Source organism: Streptomyces sp. NPDC096324, from assembly GCF_044763015.1.
Lineage (GTDB): Bacteria > Actinomycetota > Actinomycetes > Streptomycetales > Streptomycetaceae > Streptomyces.
The window spans coordinates 107,349-125,419 of the sequence record NZ_JBIWFK010000018.1; the positions used below are offsets into that span (position 1 = coordinate 107,349).

Sequence of the window (18,071 nt, forward strand, 5' to 3'; positions counted from 1 at the left end):
TTGATAATCATGAGCAGAGTCGGGCATTCGGCCGAGACGGCGGGATGCCGCTTGTGTCTCGCATCACATAGGGCGATGTGGCGCGCCTGCTAGGCTCCTGAATTGCCTGGCCAGAACATCGCTCTCAGCGACTCGAGCCACGCACGGGGAAACCAAGAGCGCTTAGCGCGACGGGGGAAAACAGAAATGGTTAATTTTTCGATCAGATGCTGTAGCGGACAACGCTGACGCCAGGGAAAGCGCGCCTCTCCGCGCCGATCCCACACCACTGGTACCACCGGGCCGGTCTGCCACGACCGGCCCGAGATCACTGGTCCAGCGTCCCGAACCGGCCTTTTCGGCCGGTTCGGTGTCCATGACCCGCCTGTCGGCACCGGCACGGCATCCATCACTGATCCGACCTCATCCGACGTCAAAGGTCTGACACCGCGCACTGCGCCGCGCTACGCGCGTCGCGCCCTGTGCTCTTTTGTCACGCACCTTTCCATCACGACGGCCGTTTTTCGGACAGGGCTGCCTTTCGACGCCACTGTCCTCTCCAGCATGGAATGGAAAAGCTCGATGAAACAATCAAGCACTGCCCTCGCCGAAGCCCTGGAGGACTGGCTCGGCGACCCGGCGGTGGAGCGGAACTCCTTATCGTTCGCCGGGGCACTGGAGCTCGACGAACGCGACGAACTCCCGTCCGCGGGAATCGAACGGGTCCGTGCTTTCGGATTCAACCGTTATTTCGTTCCGGAACGACTGGGCGGCGATCTCCGGGCCGCCGAGGACATCCTCATGCTGACCAGGGTCATCGCCCGCCGGGACATGAACGTCGCGGTGAGCGAGAGCACCCAGGTCTGGATGATGCTCGCCTGGGTCGGCGGGAACGCCGAGCAGCAGGAGAAGCACGCGGCCACGGTCCTCGCCGGCGGGGTCGTGCCCTGTCTGGCCTACTCCGAGCCGGAACACGGCGCCGACCTGGCCGCCAACCGGTTCACGGCCACCCCGGACGGCGGACAGTACGTCCTGACCGGCGAGAAGTGGCCGATCAACCGGGGGCGGACCTCCACCCATGTGGTGCTGCTCGGCATCACCGGCGACGAGACCACGCCGGCCAAGCGGCAGCAGTCCCTGTTCCTCGTGGACCGGTCGCGGATCATCTCCGGCGAGGTGTCCGGGGTCCCCCGCGTCCCGACCTACGGCCTGCGCGGCTGCGACATCAGCGGAATCGCCTTCGACGGCGCCCGGGTGGACGCCTCGGCCCGGCTGGGCGCCGAGGGCGAAGGACTCGAACTGGCCCTGCGCGGCCTCCTGATCACCCGGACCTTCTGCACCGGCCTGTCGCTCGGCACGGGCGACACCATGCTGCGGACCGTGACCGGCTTCCTGACGGAGCGGATCCTCTACGAAGGACCCGCCACCGAGATCCCGTACGTCACCGAATCCCTCGCCAACGCCTACCTGAACCTGCTCGTCGCGGAGTGCGAGAGCCTCGTCGCGATGCGCGGACTGCACCTGTACACCGAGCAGTTCAGCATCTGGGCGAACCTGGCCAAGGTGCAGGTGACCCGCCTGGTCGACTTCACCAGCAAGGCGCTGGCCCGCACCCTGGGCGCCCGGTACTTCATGCGTGCCGCCGAACACGTGGGCACCTTCCAGAAGATGCTCCGCGACGGCGCCGTCGTATCGGTGTTCGACGGCAGCGAGCCCGTCTGCCTGGACAGCCTCGCGCTCCAACTGCCCGCCCTGGCCAAGGCGCAGGGCCACACGCCGGACGAGGACTGGCGGGCGCTGTACGACCTGCGGGCCGAACTGCCCGACTTCGAGCCGCACCGGGTGAGCGTGTTCGGGCGCGGCAGGGACGCCGTGTTCGCGAGCCTGCCCGCGCTGATCACCCGTCTCGCGGAGCTGCCGCCGTCCGCCGGCTGCGACGCGGACCGGCTCGCAGTCCTGCGCGGGCGGGCCGAGGAACTGCGGCGGGAACTCGACACGCTGCTCGCGCGGGTCCACGAGATACGGAAGTCGAGCGCCGGTCCCGCCGCGCAGCCGACGGCCTCCGCCAAGGCCACCCCGCCCCGGCTGATCCGGGTGGCGGAGGAACTGAGCGCCCTGCACGCCAAGGTCGCCGCTCTCGGCGTGTGGCTGTTCAACCGGGACCACCTCGACGAGTTCTTCGCCGACGGCGCATGGCTCCAGGCCGCGCTGGCCCGCCGCCACGTCCACCGGTACGAGACCGGCGACCTCGACCCGGAGACCGCCCACCGGCTCTTCGCCCAGCTCAACTCCCAGTACGCCACCGACGAGTTCTTCTCGATCCGCCGGATGCGCATGGCCGCGCCCGGCGCGCGCGAGACCGGCCGGGGCCATGAGCCGAACGCCGCCTGACAACCCCTCACCGCCGAACACCGGAAGGTACCGACCTGCTATGAGCACGACCGACATGACGATCGACGAAGTGAAGAGGGTCCTCCTCGAGGCCGTGGCCACCGAGGCGGGCGTCCCGGCCGCAGAGCTGGAGACCGACCGGCCCTTCACCGACTACGGCCTGGACTCCATGGCGGCGCTGACCGTCGGCATGGAGATCGAGGACGTCTGCGGCCTCTCCGACCTGCCCGTGGACCTCCTCTGGGACCACCCGACGGTGGACACCCTGTCCGAGGCGCTGTGGAAGCTGATGAGCGCCGAGCCCGTCTCCGCGGCCATGGACGGCACGCGATGACGACAGCGCGTCCGACGAAGACGGCCGACACGACGGCCGACACGACGGCTCCGGAGGGCTCGACGGGCCTCGCGGTCCGGACGGGTGCGCGGGGCTCCGCGGCTCCGGCGGATCCGGTCGACTCCGTGCGTCCCGTCAACGCCCAGCAGGCCGGCCTGTGGTTCATCCACGAGACCGACCCGGGATGCTCCGCGTACCACATCGTGTTCGGCGCCGAGGTCACCGCCGACGCGGAACTCGGCGTCCAGGCCCGGGACATCCTCGACGGCCTGACCCGTGAACACGACGCCCTCCGGACCGGCTTCCGGGCAGGCCCGGAGGGACCCGAGCAGTTCGTGCGCGACGCCGTGCCGCTCGACATCCGCCTCACCGACGTACGGGGGACGGACCCGCGGGAGCTGCGGGACCTCGTCAGGACGGACAGCCGCACCCCGTTCGACCTGTCCCGGCCGCCGCTGTGGCGCGTGCGCCTCTACCGCACCGGCGAGCGCACCTGGGTGTTCACCCTCGTGATGCATCACATCGCGGCCGACTTCTGGTCCCTGGCCCTGCTCCTCTCCGAGGTCCGCGGCCGCCTGGAGGGAACGCCGGGCCGGTTCGCGCTCGACGGCGCCGCCTTCGCCGCGTACGCCGACCAGCAGCAGTCCTTCCTGGCCGGCGAGAAGGCCCGGACGCTGCGCGACGGCGAGGAGAAGCGGCTGGGCGACGCGGCGACCCATCTGGATCTCTACGGCGACCGGCCGCGCCCGGCCGCCCCGTCCTACGACGGCGGCTCGGCACCGTTCGCGCTGTCCGCCGCCACGACCGAGGCCGTACGCCGGCTGGCGCGGGAGACCTCGGCGACGCCGTACACGGTGCTGCTGTCGGCGTACTTCGTGCTGCTGAGCCGGCTGAGCGGCCAGTCGGACATCGTGGTCGGCACCCCGACCTCGGGCCGGCTGCACCGGCGGTTCCGCGACGCCCTCGGCAACTTCGTCAACACCGTCGTCGTCCGGGGCGAGATCGACGAGGAGTCGACGTACCGCAGGCTGCTCACGGCCTCCCGCGAGCGGGTGCTCGAAGCCATGCGGGCACAGGAACTGCCCTTCCCCTGGCTGGTACGGGAACTGGCCCCGCCGCGGGATCCGAGCCGGACGCCGCTGTACCAGGCGGGCTTCGCCTGGGACCGGCTGCCGTTCCTCTCCGACATGGACGCGTTCTTCCTGCTGGAGCCGGGCCCGGGCGGTGAGCTGGACATCGCCGGCGCCACCCTGCGGCCCTACCCGCTGCCGCAGCAGGAGGGCCAGACCGATCTGTGGATCGAGATGGGCGCGGAACGCGACGGGGCCTTCGCCGGCGTCCTGCGCCACAACACGGACATCTTCGGCACGGGCACGGCCCGGGAACTCGCCGCCACGTTCGTCACCACGGTGGAGACCCTGGTGACCCGCCCGGACGAGCCCCTGCGCGACCTTGTGCGCGGCAACGAGCGGCAGCGGGCCCGGCTCGCCGCCTGGGGAACCGGACCCGAGCGGGAGATCCCGGAGGCCCGGCTGCCGGAGCTCTTCCGGGACCAGGTCACCCGGACGCCCGGCGCGACCGCGCTGACCGCCGACGGCGAGGAGTGGAGCTACGCGCGGCTCCTCGACGCGGTCGAACGGACCGCGACCGCCCTGCGGACGGCCGGCATCGCGCCGGGCGACCGGATCGCGGTCATGGCCGAGCGTGGCGCACCGCTCGTGGCCTCGCTGCTGGCGGTACTGGATGTGGGCGCCGCGTACGTCCCGCTCGACCCGAAGCTCCCCGTCGAGCGGCTGACGTACATGGCCGAGGACTCCCGCGCGCGGCTCCTGATCAGCCAGAGCGACCTGCGCGAGAGCCGGCTGCCCGGCCTTCCGGTGCTGGAGCTGGACGACCTGACCGCCGGGGTGCACGGCACGGGCTCCTCCTCCGGCCCCGCCGCGACCGATCCCTCCGACCTGGCGTACATCCTCTACACCTCGGGCTCCACCGGGCGTCCCAAGGGTGTGGCGATCCCCCATAACGCGCTGACGAATCTGCTCCTCGCGATGCGGGACGACACCGGATTCACCGCGTCGGACAGCCTCCTCGCCGTCACCACGATCTCCTTCGACATCGCCGGCCTGGAGCTGTACATGCCCCTCGTGACCGGTGGCCGGGTCATCGTGTGCGACAGCACGACCGCCGCCGACGGCGCCGCCCTCGCGGCCCGCATCGACGACTCCGGCGCCACCTGGATGCAGGCCACCCCCACCTCCTGGCGCATGCTGCGCGACGCCGGCTGGAAGGGCGGAGCGCGCCTCAACGTCCTGTGCGGCGGGGAGGAACTCCCGCTGGATCTGGCCGAATTCCTGGCCGAACGGGTGGCGAGCCTGCGCAACGTGTACGGGCCGACCGAGACGACCGTATGGTCCACCTCAGGCCGGGTGGAGCCCTCGTCCGGCATCGACATCGGCGCGCCCCTCGCCAACACCCGGCTCCACGTCCTCGACCCGCAGGGCCGTGACGTCGAACCGGGGGTCCCCGGCGAACTGTGGATCGGCGGCGACGGCCTCGCCCTCGGCTACTGGGACCGGCCGGAGCTGACAGCGGAGCGGTTCGTCACCGGACTGCCCGCCGCCCCGGACCGGCGCCTCTACCGCACCGGTGACCGGGCCCGCTGGACGAGCGACGGCCGGCTGCTGCACCACGGCCGCCTGGACAACCAGGTCAAGCTGCGCGGCTACCGCATCGAGCTCTCCGAGGTCGAGGCCGTGCTCGGAGCGGTGGACGGCGTCTCCACGGCCGTCGTCGTGGTCCGCGACGACCGGCTCGTCGCCTATCTCGTCGCCGAACCCGGGACCGAGCTACGGACGGCGGACGTCAAGTCGGCGGCCGCGGTGTCGCTCCCGCCGTACATGGTGCCCGGCATCGTCATGGTCCTCGACGAACTGCCCCTGACCGCCAACAAGAAGATCGACCGGAACCGGCTGCCGGAGCCCGTCGCCGCCCCGGGCGCCGGATTCGAGCAGCCGCGCGACGCGACGGAGATCGTCCTGGCGCGGATGTGGACCGAGATCCTCGGCATCTCCCAGGTCGGCATCCACGACAACTTCTTCGACGTGGGCGGCCACTCGCTGCTCGCCGTCCGGCTCAGCACGGCCATCCGCACCGAGTGGGACGTGGATGTCCCGATCTCCGACATGCTGCGCCAGGGCACCATCGCCGAACTGGCCGCCATCGTGCGGTCCGGCGGCCAGGAGACCTCGCGCACCCCCGTCGTCACCCTGCGGGAAGGCACGGCGGACCAGCGGCCCGTCTTCCTGTTCCACCCCTTCGGCGGCACCGTGTTCTGCTACGTCGAGCTGACCCACCACCTCCCGCGGGGCAGGCCGGTCCTCGCCGTCGAGGCCCCCGGCATCCAGAACGAGGGCGAGGCGGAGATCAGCGTGGAGGCCATGGCCACCCGCTACATCGAGTACCTCAGGGTGATCCAGCCGACCGGCCCGTACGCCCTCGGCGGCTGGTGCTTCGGCGGTGTCATCGGCTACGAGGTGGCCTGCCAACTGCGCGCCGAGGGCGAGGAGATCGAGTTCCTGATCGGCATCGACAGCCGGGCACCCGTCGAGGAGAACATCCCGGAGTCCGCGGACGACTCGACGATCCTCTCCTGGTTCGCCCGGGACCTCGCCGTGCCCGCCGGGAAGACGCTCGACATCCCCGCGGACCATCTGCGGACCCTCGGCGGTGACGCCGCGTTCGACCACATCCTCGAACGGGCCGCCGCCATCGGCGTCCTCGCCGAGGACGCCGACCGCGCTCAGATCCTGCGCTACTTCGAGGCCTATCTCGCCAACGGCATCGCCCTGCAGACCTACCTGCCCGAGCCCGCCGAACTGGACCTGGTCCTGCTGCGCGCGGCCGACGAGCCCGCCGCGTACGGGCCGAAGCTCGGCTGGGAGGCCCTGATCAAGGGATCGCTGAACGTCATGGACGTCCCCGGGGACCACAACTCGGTGATGTACCCGCCGCACGCCGAGACCGCCGCACGGGCGATCGCACCCCACATGGAAGGAGCCACCGGCAATGGCGACCACTGAACCGGTCAAGGCCGAGTACGCGTTCCGTCTCCCGGTGACGCCCGAGGAGGCGTTCGCGCGGATCTCCGACCCCGCGCAGGACCCCGTATGGCAGGCGGCGTGCGTGGACGTGAAGCTGCTCGACGGCGAGCCGCGGCCCGGCGGCCGGTACGAGATCACCTTCCAGCTCATCGGCAAACGGATGGAATTCACCGTCGAGATCAGCGAGTTCGAGCCGGGCCGGCGCTCGAGGTTCCACACCCTCGACGGACCGTTCCACTACGTCGGCACCTACGACTACGCCGAGAACGAGGACGGGACCACCACCGTGCACTGGACGTTCGAGGTGGAACCCGGGGACTACTTCGGGATCATGCCGAAGTCCCTGCTCAGGAAGGTGCTCGTCAACTCGGTGAAGAAGGACTCCGGAAAGCTCGCGGCACAGCTCGGACAGGGAGCACGCAACCGATGAACACACGTGAGGACAACACCCGCCAGAGCGACTCCCGCCGGAACACGGCCCGTCGGGACGAGGCCGCGAAGGTCGTCGTCACCGGGCTCGGGGAGATCACCGCGCTCGGCGAGGACGTGGCCGGCACCTGGGACGCCATGCTGCGCGGCGAGAGCGGCTTGGGCAGGCTGGACGAGGAGTCCTGGGCCAAGGACCTTCCGCCGCTGCTCGGCGGGCGGTCGAAGACGGACCCCGGTCTCGGCCTGGAGCACCAGCATCGCCGGCGGCTGAGCCGCTCCGCCCAGTTCGCGGTGAAGGCCGCGGCGGAGGCGTGGGCCGACGCGGGACTCGACGACGCGCCCACGGCCCCGCACCGGGTCGCCGTGGTGGTCTCGGCCGCGCTCGGCGACATGACCTCGATCATCGACGGCTGGGAGGCGCTGAAGACACGGGGCTGGCGACGCGTACCCCCCATGACCGTGCCGATGTCCATGGGCAACGGCTCCGCGGCGGCCGTCGCCCTGCTGGTGAACGCGCGCCTCGGCGTCCACGCGACGGTGAACGCCTGCTCCTCCGGCACCCAGGCGCTGGTCACGGCGGCCGAACTGATACGCGGCGGGGACGCGGACATCGTGGTGGCGGGCGGCGCCGAGGCCCCTCTGCACCCCTTGGTCCTGTCCTCGTTCGCGGCCATGCGGGCGCTGTCGCAGCGGGTCGACGACGCCGCGTCCGCCTGCCGCCCGTTCGACGCGGACCGGGACGGGATGGTCCTGGGCGAGGGTGCCGGCATCCTCGTCCTCGAGTCCGAGCGGCACGCGCGCGAGCGTGGCGCCCGGATCTACGCCGAGCTCGCCGGCGTGGGCATCTCGTCGGACGCGTACCACATCGTGCAGCCGGAGCCGAGCGGCGCCGGCACCGTCGCGGCCGTCCGCGCCTCGCTCGCGGACGCCGGTGTGACACCCGCGGACGTCGCGCACTTCAACGCCAACGGCACGGCGACCGGACCCGGCGACTCGTCCGAGGCCCGCGCGGTGCGGGCGGTGTTCGGGGACGCGGAACACGGTCCCGCGCTGACCGCGAACAAGTCGATGACCGGGCACAGCCTCGGCGCGGCGGGCGCGATCGAGTCGATCACCACGATCCTCTCCCTGCACCACGGCCTGGTGCCGCCGACCCGCAACTTCACCCGCCTCGACGAGGGCCTCTCGGTCGACGTGGTGCATGGTGGCCCGCTCAAGCTGGGCCCCGAGCAGAACGTCGCGGTGAAGAACTCCGCCGGGTTCGGCGGCCACAACGTGGCCCTGACCTTCCGGGGCCCGGTCGACCGCGCCGACGGAGAGGCGGACGTGACGTGACGTCGGCCGAAGGCCGGAACCACGGCGCGGTCGTGACCGGGCTGGGCGCCCTGACACCGCTCGGCCCGAACGCGGCCGACGCGTGGCAGGCCCTGCTCGACGGCCGGTCCGGGGTACGGCGCCTGGACGAGGAGCACGAGGACTGGCCCGAGGACCTGCCGGTGCGGATCGCCGGGACGGTGACCGCGGACCCGGTCGAGGTGCTCGGCCGGGTGCAGGCGCGCAAGCTCGACCGCGGGGAGCAACTGGCCGTGGCGGCGGCCCGCGAGGCCTTCCAGGACGCGGGCCGCCCCCCGGTCGAACCGGAACGCCTCGCCGTGGTCGTCGGCACCGGGATCGGGGGCATCCTGAGCGCGCTCGGACAGGACGACCTGTACGAGCGGGCGGGCATGCGGAAGCTGTCCTCGTACGCGGTGCCCATGCTGATGCCGAACGGGCCGGCGGCGTGGGTCAGCATCGATCTGGGGGCGCGGGCCGGGGCCCGCGCCCCGGTGAGCGCCTGTGCCTCGGGCGCCGAGGCGATCGCCCTGGCACTGGACCTGATCCGGCTGGACCGCGCCGACGTCGTGGTGGCCGGGGGCACCGAGGCCAGTCTGCATCCGTTCCTGGTGGCCGCGTTCGCGCAGATGAAGGCGCTGTCGCGGCAGGAGGGGGACCCGGCCGCGGTGTCCCGGCCGTTCGACGCGGCCCGCTCGGGTTTCGTGCTGGCCGAGGGTGCCGCGGTCATGGTCCTCGAACGCGCCGAGTTCGCCCGCGCCCGGGGCGCCCGCGTCTACGGCACCGTGGCCGGTGCTGCCGTGGGCTCCAGCGCCCGGCACATCTCGGCGTCCGACACCGAGGGGCAGGTCCGCGCGATGCGGGCGGCGCTGCGGGACGCGCGCCTGGAAGCCCGCGACGTCGGCCATGTGCACGCCCACGCCACCTCGACGCCCGGCGGCGACCTCGCCGAGGCCGAGGCGGTCGCGAAGGCACTGGGCGAGCATCCGGTGGTGACCGCGACGAAGTCGATGACCGGTCACATGCTCGGCGCCTCGGGCGCGTTCGGCGCGATGTCCGCGCTGCTCGCGCTCCACCACGGGGTGGTCCCCGCCACCCGCAACCTGGACCAACCCGACCCGGCCGTCCGGCTGGACGTGGTCAGTGGCACCAACCGCACGGGCCGGTGGGACGCGGCACTCGCCAACTCCTTCGGCTTCGGAGGACACAACGTCAGCCTGGTGCTGACGCGCACGACATGAGCGGGGACCGGGGAGATCCGTACGGAATGAGCGGGTACGGGGGAGACCCGTACGGCATGAACCGGTACGGGGAAAGGGGGAGCACGGTCATGACGATCGGGGTGCTGGGGACGGGCGGGATCGCCGTCACCCTGGCGACGATGTTCGCGCGGGCCGGACACGAGGTGCGCCTGGACCCGGGCACACCGGGGCCGGCGGGCGTCGCCGACCTGGGCGCCACGGGCGACGTCAGCGGCGTGTCCGGTCGCGGGGTCGAGGGCGTGGCGATGGCTGCCGGTGCGGGCGGGGTGATCGTGCCCGGCGGACGCTGCGAAGAGGTGGCGGCCGCCGAGGGCGGGGTGATGGTGGCCCGCGACGGTGCGGCGAGGGTGGCCCGCGAGGGCGTGGCGATGGCTGCCGGTGCGGGCGGGGCGGGCAAGGGCGGGGTGATCATGACCGGCGGGAGCTGCGAGGAGGTGGTCGCTCGGTCCTCGGTGATCGTCCCCGCCTTCCTCGGCGTCCAGGGAGCGGTGCAGCGGCTCAGGCCCTGGCGGGCAGGTCTGCGGGGGAAGATCCTGGTGGACGTCACCAACCCGTTCACCGGCGGTCACATCGACTTCGTGGGCCCCTGGGCGGTCGGCGGCACCGAGGACCTCGCCGCCGCGTTCCCCGAGGCACGGCTGGTGGGCGCCTTCAAGAACGTGTGGTGGGAGGCGTTCGACGGGTGCCCCGACCCGACCGCCCCCGACATCCACGTGATCTCCGACGACACCGAGGCGAAGCGGACGTTCCTGCGCCTGTGTGCCGCCACCCCCTTCACGTACGTCGACGCGGGCGGCCTGAACCAGGCCCGCCGGGTGGAGCGGATGGCGTTGTCGGGGGCAAGCTCGACGGGGGTGTCGGCGGCCTGAGCGACGAAGGCGACGCCCGCGGTCGTGAACCGACGAAGGCGACGCCCGCGGTCCTGAGCCGACGAAGGGGTTGTCCGACCCACAGCCGGACAGCCCCTCGCCGAGGCCTCGAAGCCGATCCGCGCGGCCGGCCCGAGACCGGGGCGACCGCCCGTCCCGCGGGGCCGCCCGATCAGTCCCGGCGGATGAGTTCCGGGTCGATACGACGGCCAACCAGGGGCATTGACCCCACCGCCGCCATCGCCACCACCCCCGCCGCGGCGAGCACGAGCAGGGGAACACCGGCCACGTCCCACCGGATCGAGCCGCCGCCGGTGATCAGGTAGCTGGACTCGGCGAGTTTGCCCGAGACCAGGGCCAGGACCAGTCCGAGGCCCAGGGGCAGCACGACCTGGGCGCACTGGACGGCCCGCATGGTTCTCGCCCGCGCGCCGATCAGCGTGACGGCGGTGACCTGCGCGCGGCGCTCGACGGCCCGGTCGGTGACGGACACGAGGAAGGCGGCCACGCCGATGACCAGACCCATGATCATGCCCAGGGCGAGCAGGGTCTCGACCACGGAGATCTGCTCCAGCCCCCGGATGTTCAGCCCGACCAGCTCGATCTCGGCGATCGGAGCGACGGCGGCGATCCCGTCGAGGACGGCACGCACCTGCCCGGGGTCGGAACTGCCGGCGAGGAGGAACTCCGCGTCGCGGGGACGGGTGTCGGCGGGGAGGGCGGACGGCGGGACGAGGAGTTCGGCGGAGCCGACCGCGGAACCGGAATACCCGCTGTAGACGACCCGGCCCGCGGGTACGGCGACGTTCAGGCGCTGGTCCCGCCCGCCGCCGTCACGGAAGCGGAACGGGAAGGACTTGCCGGTCTCCATGTCGGATCCCACGCTCGAATTGGGGTCCACCAGACGCAGCACCTCGCCGTCGACACAGCCCTCGGTGCGCACGGTCATCCGTCGCAGATCGGCGCAGGTGGCCACCAGAGCCGTGGCCGAGGACGCCACGACGCCGGGCCGACTGGCGGCGAGGTCGACCCAGGAGTTCATGAGAAGGCCGTGCGCCCGGACTCCGGAAACCTCCTCCAGGTCCCGCTGCTCCCGAGTGCCGAGCCCCGACAGGGGCAGGGAGTAGCCCTGTACCGCGCCGGACGGCCGGGTCACCTGTTCGAGCTGGATGAGAACGCCCTGGGCCAGTGAGGCGACGTAGACGAGCAGGACGAGACTGGTGACCACCCGCATCGTGCTGCCCGGCTCGGCCTCGTTGCGCCGCATCGCCAGGTTGAGCGTCAGGGACCCGGTGGTCCGTGCCACCCTGCGCGCCAGCACGTACGAGAGCAGCGGCAGGGTCAGTACGAGTCCGACGCCGGTCAGAACGACCCCGGCGACCACCAGCAGCGCGTTGACGCCGAGGCTGGAGGCGGGATGCCCCATCAGGCCCGTGGCGCAGAAGCCGCACACGATGCCGAGGCCGCTGAGGAGCAGCAGACCGACCCACTTGGACGGGGGTCGCGGCACCGCCGTACGCCGCACCGCGAGCGGGTTGGCGGTCGCGTCCCGCGCGCTCCTGCGGCTGACGAGCCAGGCGAGGACGGGGCAGCCGACCAGGCAGACGGCGATCGTGACGACGGACAGGGCGCCGTCGCCGGGATACCACCTCAGCCCCGGCAGACCGGCCCGGGACATCACCTGGTTGAGCAGCCAGTACTCGCCGAGTCCCAGCACCGCGCCGAGCAGTGCCGCGACGACGGTCTCGGCGGCGTTCACCCGCTGGGTGCCCTTGACGCTCAGGCCGAGCAGCCGCAGTGCCGCGAGGCGGCGCATCCGGCTGGCGGCGGAGAGCCGGGCGCAGACCGACAGGAAGATGCCCAGGGGCAGCAGGACCAGCGTGGCCAGCGCGAACCGCACATCGGTGAGGGTGGACGGCTCGACCGCCGGGAACGGCGCGTAGCCGTACCCGAACCCCTTCAGGGTCCGGCCCTCGTGGACCAGCTTGGCCCGGTCGGTCCCGACGTAGGCGTAGAGCTCGTCGGGATGGGCGAGCCCGGCCGGGCCGATCACGCCCGCCTCGCGTCCGGGCAGGAGGGCTTTGGCCGCGGGCGCGGACCGCAGCAGGTCGTGCACGCGCGGGGAGACGAACACCTCGCCGGGAGCGGGGAGTTCGCTCAGCCCGGGGGGAAGCGCACGCGTGCCCCCGGTGCCCTTCGAGACGAACACCCGGGTGAAGGACCGGGAGCCGTAGGCGTCGTCGCGCTGCAGGACGAGGGTGCCGTCCGCCGGTCCCTTGGCGGAGGTGACGGGCTGGCGGGCGGCGGCGCGGCCGTCGTGCGCGTCGAGGATCGCCGGAACGGTGAGGACGAGGGCGAGACAGCAGACGCCGATCGAGCCGCCGGCGGCCATGAGGAAGAAACGTATGCGGTTGCCGCGTCCCGCACCGAACAGCAGGCGCAGACCGAGCAGGAATTCCCTCACACGGCACCCCGCGGGCTCAGGACTCCGTCGGCCATCGTGTAGCGGGTATCGGCCTGGGCGGCGACGGCCGGGTCGTGCGTCACCAGGATGACGGCGGTGCCCTGCGACCGGGCCAGGCCCAGGAACTCCTTGAGAACGGCCGAGGCGTTGGCGCTGTCGAGGGACCCGGTCGGCTCGTCCGCGAAGACGATCGCCGGCCGGTGCACCAGGGACCGCGCGACCGCGACGCGCTGGCTCTGCCCGCCGGACACCTGTCCGGGACGGCGCTCGCGCAGTTCACCGAGGCCGAGCCGTTCGAGCACCTCACCGGCCGCCGCGAGTGCGGGGCCCTTGCGTTGTCCGGCCAGCCGCAGGGGCAGGGCGGTGTTCTCCTCGACGGTGAGTTCCGGCAGCAACTCGCCGTACTGGAAGACGAATCCGAACCGTTCCCGGCGAAGCGCGCTGATCTCGTCGTCGTCGAGATCACCGAGCGCCCGCCCTTCGAAGCGCACCTGACCACGCTTGACGGGAAGAACCCCGGCGAGGCAGTAGAGCAGCGAAGACTTCCCGGACCCACTCTGCCCGGTGATCGCCACGACCTCCCCGACGGACACCGAGAGATGAGCGTCGAGAACGGCCGGCTGAGCGCCGTAGGAGAGGTCAACTCCCGTGGCGACAAGTATTTCTGACATGCTGTTGGCTTCCCCCAAAGAAGCGTGCGGGTCCAGGAGTACGTCCTGGACCCGCGGTCTTGCCTGAGTGAGCGACTACCTCTGGTAGTGCTTGGTCGGCGAGCAGTTGTCAGGGTTCAGCGAGCCCTTGTCACGGCAGACGCGTATGTAGGCGTTGCTGGTGTACTGCGCGGCACCGTCCCAGTTGAGCTGGTCGAGGGGAACGGACGTCCGCTGCTTGCCGTTGTAGCGGCTCCAGCCGTAGCCCTCGACCCGCACCTGCACGTAGGTGTTGTGCCCGTCACCGTTGTCGGTGTCCTTGAGGTTGCCCTTCCACTCGAAGGCACCGTGGTTCTGCCCGGACGGCCAAAACGCGTACTGGCCGTCCTGGAGGGACGCGCCCCCCGTGGTAAGCGTCGGAATGTTGTGCCACGAGACCGCCATCGCGGTCCCTGCGCTCAGGGCGAAGATTCCGCCGGCGAGCACGCCGACTGCCAACTTGCGGATTTTTTCTCCCGTTTGGTTGTTCACCCTGGTTGGTCATGGTGCTTCCAGGGCCGTCGATGATCGTATTGAAATCACCGAAAACCGAAACCGAATTAGGCTGAACCGAGCCCGTTTGGCTGGATTCCGACGGTGTCCTGTACTCGTCCCCGACACCCCGGCTTCGGCAGGAACCCCCACACGGTTCACGATCGAGCCGGATCGAAACTCGCCCCCCAGGCCGACCCCCGACCCGGCCCTTCGACGCCGGCTCTCCGCCCCCGGAAGGGCAAAAACCCGGCGCAGACGCTGTCTGAACCGGGTTCCGACGGAGCCCGCCCTCTGGGATGCGAATCCGCTGGGCCTACGCCTTCCCGCCCGCCTCGGAACCTCTCCCCGAGCCCGCAACTGAGACTGGAGCTGAGGCTGAAGACCACCGCGCGGCTCCTGCCCGCGCCCGCCAATGCACCCCCGGAAAAAGCAAAAGCCCCAGGTCACGGCGAGTGAGTCCTGAGGCTTCCACAGAGCCGCCTTCGGGATTCGAACCCGAGACCTACGCATTACGAGTGCGTTGCTCTGGCCATCTGAGCTAAGGCGGCGCGCTGTCCACACCTATGGTGCGATCAGCAACGTCGGTAAGTCTACACAGTTTCCGGGGGTGCTCCGTACACCGCCGGGGGTGGGGGCCCAATGGGGCTATGAGCAGCGCTTTCCCTTCTCGGGAGGGGTGCCCTGGAGGAGGTAGCGGTTGATCGTGGAGTCGATGCAGGTGCTGCCGCGGCCGTAGGCGGTGTGGCCGTCGCCGACGTAGGTCAGGAGCCTGCCGGAGGAGAGCTGGGAGGCTAGGGACTGCGCCCAGGGGTACGGGGTCGCCGGGTCCCGAGTGGTGCCGACGACGAGAATCGGCGCCGCCCCCTTCGCCTCGATGCGGTGCGGCTCGCCGGTGTTCTTGACCGGCCAGTACGCACAGTTCAGCGAGGCCCAGGCCAGGCCCTCGCCGAAGACCGGGGACGCCTTCTCGAAGGCGTGGAGCGACTGCTCGACCTGGTCCGGGCCGGAGAAGGCCGCCGGCAGGTCGAGACAGTTCACGGCGGCGTTGGCGGACATCAGGTTCGCGTACTGACCGTCGGCGTCCCGCTCGTAGTAGCTGTCGGAGAGGGCGAGCAGACCCGCGCCGTCGTTGTTCCTCATCGCGGACGTGAGCGCGTCACGGAGCTGCGGCCAGGCCGTCTCGTCGTACATCGCCGCGATGACACCGGTCGTCGCCAGCGCCTCGCCGAGCTTGCGACCGTCCGGGTCCCCCGCCGGAATGGGCTCCTTGTCCAGTCGCCGGAAGAACGCCTTCAGGTTCCTGCCCACCTCGTCCGGGCTCGTACCCGCGTCGCCGAGCGGGCAGTCGCTGTGCCGTACGCAGTCCTTCGCGAAGGACTGGAACGCCGTCTCGAACCCCGCCGTCTGCTCCTCGTTGAGCTTGCGCGCGTTCAGCGACGGATCCAGCGCGCCGTCCAGCACCAGCCGCCCCGCCCGGTCCGGGTAGAGGCCCGCGTACGTCGCCCCGAGAAATGTCCCGTACGACGCCCCCACATACGTCAGCTTCTCGTCGCCCAGCACGGCCCGCAGGATGTCCATGTCACGGGCCGCCTCGACGGTGGAGACGTGCCGCAGCAGATCGGGCGATTGTGCCCCGCAGCCCTCGGCGAACTTCTTGAAGGCCTCGACGAGCAGATCCGTCTCCCGACCGTCGTCCGGGGTCGTGTCCGTCTGGGTGTACGCGTCCATCGCGCGACCGTTGAGGCATTCGACCGGTTCGCTGCGGGCCACTCCCCGAGGGTCGACCGCCACCATGTCGTAGCGGGCACGGACGTCCGCCGGATAGCCGATGCCGGCGTACGACTGGAGGTAGCCGACCGCCGAACCGCCCGGCCCTCCCGGATTGACCAGCAGGGAACCGAGCCGCTTGCCCGGCCCTGTGGCCTTCTTGCGGGAAACCGCCAGCCGGACGTCGCCCGCGCCGGGCTTCGCGTAGTCACGCGGCGCCTTCATCGTCGCGCACTCGAAGCCGGGGACACCGCAACTGCGCCAGTTCAGCTTCTGCCCGTAGTAGGGCGCCAGCGCCGACGGTGTGGCACTCGGCAGCGCGGTGAGCACCGCCTCGGTCGTCGCGGCGGTCGTCGTGGAACTTCCTGAGGAGCAGCCGGAGACGATCAGCGCCGTGGCGGCCAGCAGCACGCCGCTCGCACGGAGGGGTCGGATCGGCCGTGGGGTGCGCCTCATGTGCATCTCGCGAGCGTAACCGTGCGCGATCAAATGATCACCTCCAGTCGCGGAAGCGGCTCGTACGAGTGACCCGGTCAACCGGCCCCCGCACAGGTCGTCCCTAACCAGGTCTACACCGAGCGGATCGCTCCTCGCCGACCGCACGGGCCGGGCCGCACAGCACCGGCCGGAGCGGGCCGGGCCGGAGCGGACAGGTCGGAGCGGACGGGTCGGAGCGGACGGGTCGGAGCGGACGGGCGGCCCCTGACCGAGCCCACGGGACGGGTCTCCCCGCCTTGGGGCCTGCGCGCCGGGATCAGCCCGCGCGGAGCGCCATCGTCATCGCCTCCACCGCCAGCAGCGGAGCGACGTTCCGGTCGAGCGCCTCGCGGCACGCGGCGATCGCGTCGATACGGCGCAGCGTGGACTCCGGCGAGCTGCCACGGGCCAGCCGCTCCAGCGCGTCCTCCGCCTCCGCGTTGGCGATGGCCAGGCGGGAGCCGAGCTGAAGGGCGAGGACGTCGCGGTAGAAGCCGGTGAGGTCGATCAGGGCCAGGTCCAGGCTGTCGCGCTGCGTACGCGTTCTTCGGCGCTTCTGCCGGTCCTCCAGCTCCTTCATGACGCCCGCCGTACCCCGAGGCATACGGCCGCCCTGCGCCGCGCCGAGCGCCGCCTTCAGCTCCTCGGTCTCCTTGACATCGACTTCCTCGGCGAGCTGCTTCGCGTCCTCCGACGCCGTGTCGATCAGTTCCTGGGCCGCCTTGAGGCAGCCGCCGACGTCGTCGACCCGCAGCGGGAGCTTGAGGACGGCGGCCCGCCGCTGCCGGGCGCTCGGGTCCGTCGCGAGGCGGCGGGCCCGCCCGATGTGGCCCTGCGTCGCACGCGCGGCCGCCGCCGCCACGGCGGGCTCGATGCCGTCACGGCGGATGAGGATGTCGGCGACGGCCTCGACCGGCGGGGTACGCAGCGTGAGCAGCCGGCAGCGGGAGCGGATGGTGGGCAGCACGTCCTCGATGGACGGGGCGCACAGCAGCCAGACCGTGCGGGGGGCGGGCTCCTCGACGGCCTTGAGCAGGACGTTGCCCGCACCCTCCGTGAGACGGTCCGCGTCCTCCAGGACGATGACCTGCCAGCGGCCGCCCGCCGGGGAGAGCTGGGCGCGGCGGACCAGGTCGCGGGTCTCCTTGACGCCGATGGAGAGCAGGTCGGTACGGACGATCTCCACATCGGCGTGGGTGCCGACCAGGCTCGTATGACAGCCGTCGCAGAACCCGCAGCCGGGGATTCCGCCGAGCGCGCGGTCGGGGCTCACGCACTGCAACGCGGCCGCGAACGCGCGCGCGGCCGTGGAGCGGCCCGAGCCGGGCGGGCCCGTGAACAGCCAGGCGTGCGTCATCTTCGACGCCTCGGGGAGCGGGGCTCTCGCGGCGACCGCCGTGACGAGGGCGTCGGCGTCCCGGGCAGCGGCGGCGAGCTGCTCGCTCACCTTCTCCTGGCCCACCAGGTCGTCCCACACAGGCAT

The 18,071-nt window shown here is 71.6% G+C and carries 12 protein-coding genes and 1 tRNA gene; 7 read left to right on the forward strand and 6 right to left on the reverse strand.

The window, feature by feature from the left end; translation table 11 throughout:
- Positions 1–561 precede the first annotated feature (561 nt).
- The 7 genes from ACIQ7M_RS35730 to ACIQ7M_RS35760 all read left to right on the forward strand — a co-directional run bounded on the left by ACIQ7M_RS35730 (position 562) and on the right by ACIQ7M_RS35760 (position 10,696).
- Positions 562–2,370 carry an acyl-CoA dehydrogenase family protein gene (locus ACIQ7M_RS35730; RefSeq protein ID WP_403651975.1) on the forward strand — a complete coding sequence of 603 codons (1,809 nt, stop codon included), beginning with the start codon at positions 562–564 and terminating at the stop codon, positions 2,368–2,370.
- A gap of 40 nt (positions 2,371–2,410) precedes the next feature.
- The gene (locus ACIQ7M_RS35735) at positions 2,411–2,704 is read left to right on the forward strand and encodes an acyl carrier protein (RefSeq protein WP_355765929.1); all 294 of its coding nucleotides are present in this window, start codon (positions 2,411–2,413) and stop codon (positions 2,702–2,704) included.
- Entirely contained in the window at positions 2,701–6,783 is a 4,083-nt protein-coding gene (locus ACIQ7M_RS35740) for an amino acid adenylation domain-containing protein (RefSeq protein WP_403651979.1), read from the forward strand. The genes ACIQ7M_RS35735 and ACIQ7M_RS35740 overlap by 4 nt, the downstream gene beginning before the upstream one ends.
- Positions 6,770–7,234 carry an SRPBCC family protein gene (locus ACIQ7M_RS35745; protein ID WP_355765935.1) on the forward strand — a complete coding sequence of 155 codons (465 nt, stop codon included), beginning with the start codon at positions 6,770–6,772 and terminating at the stop codon, positions 7,232–7,234. The genes ACIQ7M_RS35740 and ACIQ7M_RS35745 overlap by 14 nt, the downstream gene beginning before the upstream one ends.
- A complete protein-coding gene (locus tag ACIQ7M_RS35750) occupies positions 7,231–8,568 on the forward strand; it encodes a beta-ketoacyl-[acyl-carrier-protein] synthase family protein (RefSeq protein WP_403651982.1) in 1,338 nt (445 codons plus the stop codon). Before ACIQ7M_RS35745 ends, ACIQ7M_RS35750 begins: the two co-directional genes overlap by 4 nt.
- Positions 8,565–9,806, forward strand: a complete 1,242-nt coding sequence (locus ACIQ7M_RS35755) for a beta-ketoacyl-[acyl-carrier-protein] synthase family protein (RefSeq protein ID WP_403651985.1) — start codon at positions 8,565–8,567, stop codon at positions 9,804–9,806. Before ACIQ7M_RS35750 ends, ACIQ7M_RS35755 begins: the two co-directional genes overlap by 4 nt.
- Before the next feature lie 89 nt (positions 9,807–9,895).
- The gene (locus ACIQ7M_RS35760; RefSeq protein WP_403651988.1) at positions 9,896–10,696 is read left to right on the forward strand and encodes an NADPH-dependent F420 reductase; all 801 of its coding nucleotides are present in this window, start codon (positions 9,896–9,898) and stop codon (positions 10,694–10,696) included.
- A gap of 172 nt (positions 10,697–10,868) precedes the next feature.
- Here the strand turns inward: ACIQ7M_RS35760 and ACIQ7M_RS35765 are convergent, their stop codons facing one another.
- From ACIQ7M_RS35765 to ACIQ7M_RS35790, 6 genes are all read right to left on the reverse strand, one after another.
- On the reverse strand, positions 10,869–13,160 hold the full coding sequence (locus ACIQ7M_RS35765) for an FtsX-like permease family protein (RefSeq protein ID WP_403651991.1): 2,292 nt from the start codon (positions 13,158–13,160) through the stop codon (positions 10,869–10,871).
- Positions 13,157–13,831: an ABC transporter ATP-binding protein gene (locus ACIQ7M_RS35770; protein ID WP_403651994.1), complete on the reverse strand. Its 675-nt coding sequence runs from the start codon at positions 13,829–13,831 to the stop codon at positions 13,157–13,159. Before ACIQ7M_RS35770 ends, ACIQ7M_RS35765 begins: the two co-directional genes overlap by 4 nt.
- A 75-nt stretch (positions 13,832–13,906) precedes the next feature.
- Positions 13,907–14,308: a hypothetical protein gene (locus ACIQ7M_RS35775; RefSeq protein WP_403651997.1), complete on the reverse strand. Its 402-nt coding sequence runs from the start codon at positions 14,306–14,308 to the stop codon at positions 13,907–13,909.
- A 510-nt stretch (positions 14,309–14,818) separates the two neighbouring features.
- Positions 14,819–14,892: transfer RNA gene (locus ACIQ7M_RS35780), tRNA-Thr, on the reverse strand.
- Between the two features lie 97 nt (positions 14,893–14,989).
- On the reverse strand, positions 14,990–16,573 hold the full coding sequence (locus ACIQ7M_RS35785; RefSeq protein ID WP_403652000.1) for an alpha/beta hydrolase: 1,584 nt from the start codon (positions 16,571–16,573) through the stop codon (positions 14,990–14,992).
- Positions 16,574–16,865: 292 nt separating this feature from the next.
- The gene (locus ACIQ7M_RS35790; protein ID WP_355759444.1) at positions 16,866–18,071 is read right to left on the reverse strand and encodes a DNA polymerase III subunit delta'; all 1,206 of its coding nucleotides are present in this window, start codon (positions 18,069–18,071) and stop codon (positions 16,866–16,868) included.

What these genes read in the sequence shown, in the direction of transcription:
- ACIQ7M_RS35745 (WP_355765935.1), top strand. Translation starts at nt 6,770, where the DNA reads ATGGCGACCACTGAACCGGTCAAGGCCGAGTACGCGTTCCGTCTCCCG.
- ACIQ7M_RS35785 (WP_403652000.1), bottom strand. Translation starts at nt 16,573, where the DNA reads ATGCACATGAGGCGCACCCCACGGCCGATCCGACCCCTCCGTGCGAGC.
- ACIQ7M_RS35750 (WP_403651982.1), top strand. Translation starts at nt 7,231, where the DNA reads ATGAACACACGTGAGGACAACACCCGCCAGAGCGACTCCCGCCGGAAC.
- ACIQ7M_RS35735 (WP_355765929.1), top strand. Translation starts at nt 2,411, where the DNA reads ATGAGCACGACCGACATGACGATCGACGAAGTGAAGAGGGTCCTCCTC.
- ACIQ7M_RS35760 (WP_403651988.1), top strand. Translation starts at nt 9,896, where the DNA reads ATGACGATCGGGGTGCTGGGGACGGGCGGGATCGCCGTCACCCTGGCG.
- ACIQ7M_RS35730 (WP_403651975.1), top strand. Translation starts at nt 562, where the DNA reads ATGAAACAATCAAGCACTGCCCTCGCCGAAGCCCTGGAGGACTGGCTC.
- ACIQ7M_RS35770 (WP_403651994.1), bottom strand. Translation starts at nt 13,831, where the DNA reads ATGTCAGAAATACTTGTCGCCACGGGAGTTGACCTCTCCTACGGCGCT.
- ACIQ7M_RS35790 (WP_355759444.1), bottom strand. Translation starts at nt 18,071, where the DNA reads ATGCCTGTGTGGGACGACCTGGTGGGCCAGGAGAAGGTGAGCGAGCAG.
- ACIQ7M_RS35740 (WP_403651979.1), top strand. Translation starts at nt 2,701, where the DNA reads ATGACGACAGCGCGTCCGACGAAGACGGCCGACACGACGGCCGACACG.